Consider the following 7,288-nt stretch of genomic DNA (forward strand, 5'->3'; position numbering starts at 1 on the left):
AAAACTTAAGATCTACGGATATATAATTAAATTACAAACAGATAGTATAATTTTACATGTAAAAACACTTAGGGAACAACAATATGTACATGATAGTTAAGCACACCCACCTGACAATAATAGCGATTACGTTTATATTTTTCATCATTAACTTTGTGTTAACTATGAAAGGGTCTGACAAGGTCAATAATAAACTGCTTAAGATTGGACCACACGTTTTATATACTCTATTTACCTGTACCTTTATTTATCTGGTTGTAGTTAACCCACTTAATTTGTACCCCTTCGTGAATGGCTGGGCATCATCTAAATTAGGTGGTTTCGTACTCTATGTACTCTCTATTACTTTTGCGCTTAAGTGGGCAAAGTCAACATCATGGCGTATTGTCGGCTTCATAAGTGCAACGTTTTGGTTAGTAATGAGTGCACGACTTGGTTTTGCCGACCATCTTAAATTAAAAGGTATTGATCAAGATACTAATGCATATTTTGAGTTAGGACATTCTATGTTAACAGCAACTTGTTAGCCTCTTTCGATTGAAGTGGTTAATTTATTTTGACTACTATTTAGAAGACATGGGAAGACTATATCCAACTTTTTCCATTAGATATTATTCCGCCAATTACCGTAGTTAGTAACTTGTTTGGGGCAAAAAGGAGTTAGTCCCCTAGCCCATTCTTGGACAAAAACGTGTTAGCTTTCGCCGGTACTGACCTTTACTGCATTGAGCGTATAGGCCCAACGCCATCCCAGCTTTTGCAATGGCACAAACCCGTGCTTCTGTAGGCTAATGGAAACCGCATCTGCATATTCAAAATCAGGATCAGGATGATGCTCCGTAATTGAAAGCACACCATTAGCCTTTAACACTCTAGACGCTTCCGACAAAAACGACGCCCGATCTTCGATTTCACCAAACGCCGTAACCAAAAAGATCGCATCGAAACTTTCATTCTCAAAGGGAAGTATCTTTGCGTCGGCCTGCTTGATGGTGAAATTAGAGATACCCGCTGCCTTGAGCTTGCTTGCACTTTTTTCAAGCATTTCGGGCTGTATATCGAGTAGAGTAAGAGCACCATCTGGTACACGTTTGGCAACTTGCACACTGTAATAGCCCGAACCCGGACCAATTTCCAGAACACTAGCATCTGGTCTAACGGGTAAACGCCCAGCCACGGTTTTGGCTGACATTATCAGGCCGCGCCCCGGCAAATCAAGAAACCACGTCATTTGATATGGATAGACACCTCGACCGAATGCCCTGGACCAGATGCCAATTTGTTTTGAAATTTTCATTAGGCTCTCGTGAAAGCTAACGCCTGCATAAAACGTTTACTACGACACAGACTCAGCTGAATTTTACTAACAGACTAATAAGCCATCCATTTTAATAGTTAGCTAAAACAACAGGACAATGGAACTGTTCATATCAACAGTTCCATTGTCCTTATACCGGATTCGGTTGCAATGTAAGGCAATTTTATTACATTGGTTAAACTAAGCTGACTTAAAGTCATTAAATAGCCATTTTTAAGCGTAATGCGTCCCCATGCAACACGGAAGTCATGAGTATATAACGTTGAAGCTGACTGCTTAGTCAGGCCAATACTGGCAAGTACCTGAATTAGCCACTCGTTGTTTATCCATATGCCCACTGTATCGCGTTAGCTCTTCTAGTGTGCCAACTGGGCCTTTAAATAAATATTTAAACTCATTAGTGACTTTAAGCCAATTTGCTAATGGGATATTAAGCCGATTCAATATGTTACTCGTGCCTGCTTTAATCGCCCCTCGCTTGTTATCTCTAATCACTCGGCCTGTATCATCAACCAGTTCAAGGTAGTCTTGTAGCTCAAACATCAGCCCTTTTGGCATAGGCTGACGCTCATTACCAAGAAAAGGTAACAGTTCAATGGGCTGTTCACCTTTGATTACCGCTTTAATTCGACGTTGAATGCTCGTAAAGTCTGATTGTTCAGGTGTCGTCGCCATCTTAGCTCGGATAGGATTTAAGTCGACATAAGCCATACAGGCAAGTACCGCCGCTTCATCTAGCAAGGCTTGCGACTTAAAACGTCCCTCCCAGAAACGCCCTGTACACTTGTCTTCTTTATTCGCTTGCCTTGCGATGGGTTCGTTCAATGACCTCATAAACCAGCTGATATCCATGAGTCTTCTGCGATATTCAACAATGGTGTCGTTCAACGTTTCCAGCTCATAGGCTTCGATTGAACCACCGTTAGCAAATTTCTGTGTTAACAGCGTGCCTTTAAACAATTGATGCCATTGATTAACCACATCAATACTTGACCACGATTGTGCAGTTTCTAAATCAATTCTAAGCACGATATGCAAGTGATTCGACATGACAGCGTAAGCGGCAATATCAATAGCAAAGACTGAAGTCAGCATTAGAAGTCTATCTTCAACCCACTCACGCCGATGCTCAAAAGACTGACCAGAGTAATCGTCAATGCCACATAAAAACGCCCTCCTCACCGTGCGACTGACACAATGATAAAAGGGTGTATCTTCCAAGCTAACTTGTGTTGAACGGGGTCTAGGCATCCTTGCCTCCTCAAACATCCAGAATTGAATAAATTAAGTATAGGCAAGGCTCAAAAACTTAGCCCACTATGATGGGTGGCCTATTAGTTCGTTACCGAACCCTTTATCTGTTAGAGCAATGGAAGAGTATTTAACGCCGAGCCGGAGCTGTTTGTGGATGAAATAAAACCAATATGGCACGACCTACATCACACCGATTCAATAAACTTGACCCATCCCTCAGAGCGCTGATGATCTCTATAACTCTTGGCTCTGAAACAGCAGGTTTCATTCTAAGGGTATCAAGTGTAACGGTGTTAGCCTGCGCGCAACATCATATAGATTAATGTAACAAATGGATTTCATGAAAAATAAAATTGCAACCTTTACCATAGGCGCTAGCTTAGTCGCACCACACGCCATGGCGGCCGAAGAGATCAGCAAAGTTGAGCGTATTCAGGTGATCGGCTCACGCATCTCATTGCGTACTGCGACTGACAGCGCAGTGCCTGTAGATATCATCACGGCGGAGCAACTTGAATCAACGGGCATGTCAGAAACGGCAAAGGCACTGCAATTTGCCGCACCGAGTTATAACTTTCCATTTTCATCTATCACGGACGGTTCAGATGCGGTACGTCCGGCGAGTCTGAGAGGCATGTCGCCGGATCAGACCTTGGTATTGGTCAATGGTAAACGCCGTCACGGCTCCGCCCTAGTTCACCTAGGTGGTACCACAGGCAAGGGCTCATCGAATGTGGATCTTAACGCGATCCCGATGACAGCGATCAAACGTATCGAAATATTACGAGATGGCGCCGCAGCACTCTATGGCTCAGATGCCATAGCCGGCGTGATTAACGTCGTATTGAAAGACAGTGCCCAGGGAGGTAGCATAATGGCCCAAACCGGCCAGACCTATGAAGGTGATGGCGAGCAGATACGTGTTGGAATTAACCAAGGTATTAGTTTTAGCGAAGATGCATTTGTAAACTTGTCATTCGAGGCGCACCAGAAAAATAGCACCAATCGTGCTGGGTTAGACCCTCGTCAACAATATCCCTTGCTCGAAGATGGCAGTCTGGATCCCCGCGAAGATACCTTAAATCGTCTAAATCATCATGTCGGTGACAGCGATTATAATAACTACGGCCTGTTTATTAATGGTGCACAAATATTCACCGATGACAGCAAATTTTATGCCTTCGGCGGCGTAAGTTCACGCAATTCGACCTCTGGGGCCTTCTATCGCCGCGCCAAAGACTCTCGCAATATCATTGAAACTTACCCTGACGGCTTCTTGCCTCAGATTAGCCCAGAGATTCTCGATTATTCGTTAGTGACAGGATATGAATTTGACTTGGGCCAATGGAGCCTAGATATCTCTGGCGGCTATGGTGGCAACTCCTTTCAGTACCAGGTTGAAAATACCTTGAATGCCTCTCTTGGGACGACCAGCCCGACCTCTTTCGATGCCGGCACTCTGTCGAATTATGAGACAAACCTTAACCTAGATGCCACGACCTATTACGATTTTTTCAATGAATCCGACATACTGGTGGCAATGGGGATCTCTTGGCGTGACAGTCGATATCAAATTGAGGCGGGTCAGGAAGAGTCATATATTAAGGGAGATTATCAAAATAAAGCCGGTGGTAGCCAAGGCTTCGGTGGTTTCAGTAAGGGATCTGAAGTCGATATAAATCGCCAAAACACCGGTGTCTACCTGTCACTCGAAAACCAGTTAAGTGACGATTTTTACTGGGCGATGGCTGTGCGCTATGAGCACTACTCAGACTTTGGTGGCAACACCAGCTGGAAGATCTCTGGTCGTTATGATATCACCGACCAGCTGGCAATCCGAGCCAGCACAGACACAGGTTTCCGCGCTCCTAGCGTCCAGCAGCTTTACTTCACCAACGTATCGACCTTCTTCGATCCAGACCCGATCACCGGCGAGTTTGTGCCAAGAGAATCAGGTACATTTAACAGCCTATCTCCAATCACTACAGGCTTGGGCGTCGAGGCGCTAATGCCTGAAATTTCACACTCATACAGCCTAGGATTGGTCTACACCAGTAGCTATGGGCTGACCGCTAGTCTGGACATGTATCAAATCGACTTAGACGATCGCATCATTCTATCGGGTTCGGTCGATAGCGAGAGCTCTGAGGAAATCGCCGCCATTCTCGCCGATACCAATGCCGATTCGGCGCGTTTCTTCCTCAATGCCATCGATAGTCGCACTCGCGGAGTCGATCTGGTCATCTCCCAACAATTGGATTTAGGCAGCTTGGGTGACTTGGAAACCAACCTATCCTTCTCCTACAACGAGACAGAGGTCCAGGATTTACATCTGCCGAGCATCTTAAGTGGTCAAGAAGAAGAGTTGTTCGATCACCAAGAAGAAGTGAACATGACCGAAGGCACGCCACATAATAAGGGCAATATTGGTTTTACTCACAGATACGATGACTTCACCACTAATCTAAGATTCAGCTATTTTGGCTCTTACACCATTGGCTACTCGCGCACTGATGTTACCTATGGCGATAAATGGACCACAGACATTAGTATGCGATATCAGGCAACAGCCGATCTTGCTTTGAGCGGCGGAGTACAGAACTTATTCGATGTGTATCCCGACAAGCGTCCGGAAGATAATAACTTCAATGGTATATTCGTGTATCCACTCACCAACTCTCCTTTCGGTTTCAACGGTGGTTACTATTACGTAGAGGCTAAGTACACCTATTAATCGATAGGCTCTAATTTTCTTCATCTGCCATCAAAGGTGTAAGGAATTGAGTTTAAATGGCTTTATGTAACAAAATTGCAAGGCTGAGTTATGTCTGTATATGCCAGTGTTTTGTCATAATCGCCAATCAAGATAGTTTGCATTATTAATGCACAGAGTCGATCAGTAAGGGAGTTACTGATCGACCATTTTCTGTATCACCTCAGGCATAGTGATATCTAGCAAGATGAGGTCTGGGCACGATGAATTTAAGATAGCTATGCCACCACTGCGATCACTGACTAATAAGACACCCATTTTAATAATCAGGTAAAACCACAGGATCTTTGAACTGTTCATATCAAAAATCCCGTTGTACTTATACCAGATTCGGCTGCAATTTAAGGGACTTTATTACGTAGGTGAAGCTAAGCTGGCTTAAAGCATTAAATTGCCAATTTAGGCGCTATGCGTTCCCATGAAACACGGAAATTATGAGTGTATGACGTTGAAGCTGGCTGCTTAGTCAGGCCAATACTGGCAAGTACCTGCATTAGCTACTCGTTGTTTATCCATATGCTCACTGTATCGGGTTAACTCTTTAAATTTGTCACTTAAACCCGGGGAAATTCTCGTACCGATATTTACTATATAAAGGTATTACCTCCAGCAAATTCGGGCCTGTTCAACAATCCTTATTCGTTAGATTTTTGTTTTCAACTTTTGAATAGCACTCGTAAGCACTATATCTTTTTCTGACTTTAGGTGTTCAGGCATACGGTTAATGACAATTTTTGGGCTAATACCATAACCTACAAACTCTCTCCCGTCAGGGTATGTATCTCGTTTAGCACAAATTCTTAAAGAGCCTCCTCCCGGTAAATCAAAGAAAATTGGCTGTCCGGTGCTACCATAGGTTTTTTCACCAATAGTAGAAAAGTGTTTTAATTTATCTGCATAGATCAAGAAATCCTCTGCAGCAGAGGCTGTATGTCTCCCAATCAATACATAGGTAGGTACTATGTGATTATTGTCTTTTGCCTTAAGTAGCTCCATAGGCCCAGATTCCCACGCATTATCTTGGGCGTAATCTTTATATTTTTCGCTATAATTCCCCCAAGCTTTATACGCAGCAATATGTTTTCTGGTTTTCCAAATTGATCCTTCTAAATCTTTATTAGTAAAGTGAGACAATATTTCAGCAGCAATACTTGTGTTACCGCCACCATTAAACCTTAGGTCAATAATTAGCCCTTTAGATTGTTTGATTTCTTTGTAAGCACCATTGAAATCTTGTAGAATTTTTTCATCATGAAAGCCGTTTAAAGATATGTAAGCGACTTTATTATCTAACCACATAAACTCAAACAACTCTCCATTAGAGCTAGGCTGCTTCAATGATATTTTATCTGCTTTTTTGTGTCGTGAATTTCGTGTAAGTGTTAAATCTTTTAACTCTCCAGAGGGGGTCTTTATGCTAACATTAACTTTGGTGTTAGGTGTGCCATTTAACATATTTCTTACAGCATTGTTCCACAAAATATGCTCTGTTGAGCTAGCAATATAAGGCATGATATGAGTTTTTAAATGAGTTTCTAAATTCACTCCTTCAACTGAAATAATGGTAGAGCCTAAAGGGATTTTATTTTGAAGTTCCCTTCCTACTTTAGTCACTACTGCCTGATGATTAGCCTCTGTAATATTTAATGCTGGCCAGTCAACAGACTTCGAAGAAAGCCCTTTAGGTAAGTAGATGTTAGTATGTCCATCTTTCAATAAAGCGTTGAATTTCATTAATTCACGATAATATTCGTAAGTTGTTTCAGTCGCTAAAACTTTGGGAATAAATTCTCTATAAGCCTTATCAAAGTTCAATTCAGGTACTTGGTCAAAAAATGCAAAGTTATAACTTGCTTCTTTCCAGAATAACGATAAACCATACAATTTATCTTCTTTTGACAAATTATCTGGTGTATTTAAATTTTCTCTGGCTGAAATAGAAA

General features: G+C 42.4%; 6 protein-coding genes. 2 read left to right on the forward strand and 4 right to left on the reverse strand.

Going from position 1 to position 7,288, the window contains the following annotated elements:
- The first annotated feature begins 83 nt into the window (after positions 1 to 83).
- Entirely contained in the window at positions 84 to 527 is a 444-nt protein-coding gene (locus CXF82_RS10475; protein ID WP_102039850.1) for a SirB2 family protein, read from the forward strand.
- Between the two features lie 167 nt (positions 528 to 694).
- On the opposite strand, the gene CXF82_RS10480 is transcribed toward CXF82_RS10475, so the two are convergent.
- Both CXF82_RS10480 and CXF82_RS10485 read right to left on the reverse strand, forming a co-directional pair.
- Positions 695 to 1,297, reverse strand: coding sequence for a class I SAM-dependent methyltransferase (locus CXF82_RS10480; RefSeq protein ID WP_102044161.1), 603 nt, complete (start codon positions 1,295 to 1,297; stop codon positions 695 to 697).
- A gap of 297 nt (positions 1,298 to 1,594) precedes the next feature.
- Positions 1,595 to 2,569: a transposase gene (locus CXF82_RS10485; RefSeq protein WP_102044162.1), complete on the reverse strand. Its 975-nt coding sequence runs from the start codon at positions 2,567 to 2,569 to the stop codon at positions 1,595 to 1,597.
- Between the two features lie 400 nt (positions 2,570 to 2,969).
- Here CXF82_RS10485 and CXF82_RS10490 point away from each other — a divergent pair, with 400 nt between their 5' ends.
- Positions 2,970 to 5,306, forward strand: coding sequence for a TonB-dependent receptor plug domain-containing protein (locus tag CXF82_RS10490; RefSeq protein WP_257982770.1), 2,337 nt, complete (start codon positions 2,970 to 2,972; stop codon positions 5,304 to 5,306).
- Between the two features lie 174 nt (positions 5,307 to 5,480).
- On the opposite strand, the gene CXF82_RS22590 is transcribed toward CXF82_RS10490, so the two are convergent.
- Positions 5,481 to 5,645, reverse strand: a complete 165-nt coding sequence (locus CXF82_RS22590) for a hypothetical protein (protein ID WP_257982769.1) — start codon at positions 5,643 to 5,645, stop codon at positions 5,481 to 5,483.
- A 342-nt stretch (positions 5,646 to 5,987) separates the two neighbouring features.
- The coding region (locus CXF82_RS10500; protein WP_102044164.1) for a S41 family peptidase at positions 5,988 to 7,288 on the reverse strand (1,301 nt) is incomplete at its 5' end.

The organism is Shewanella sp. GutDb-MelDb, assembly GCF_002836075.1.
In the GTDB taxonomy this organism is placed as follows: Bacteria; Pseudomonadota; Gammaproteobacteria; order Enterobacterales; family Shewanellaceae; genus Shewanella.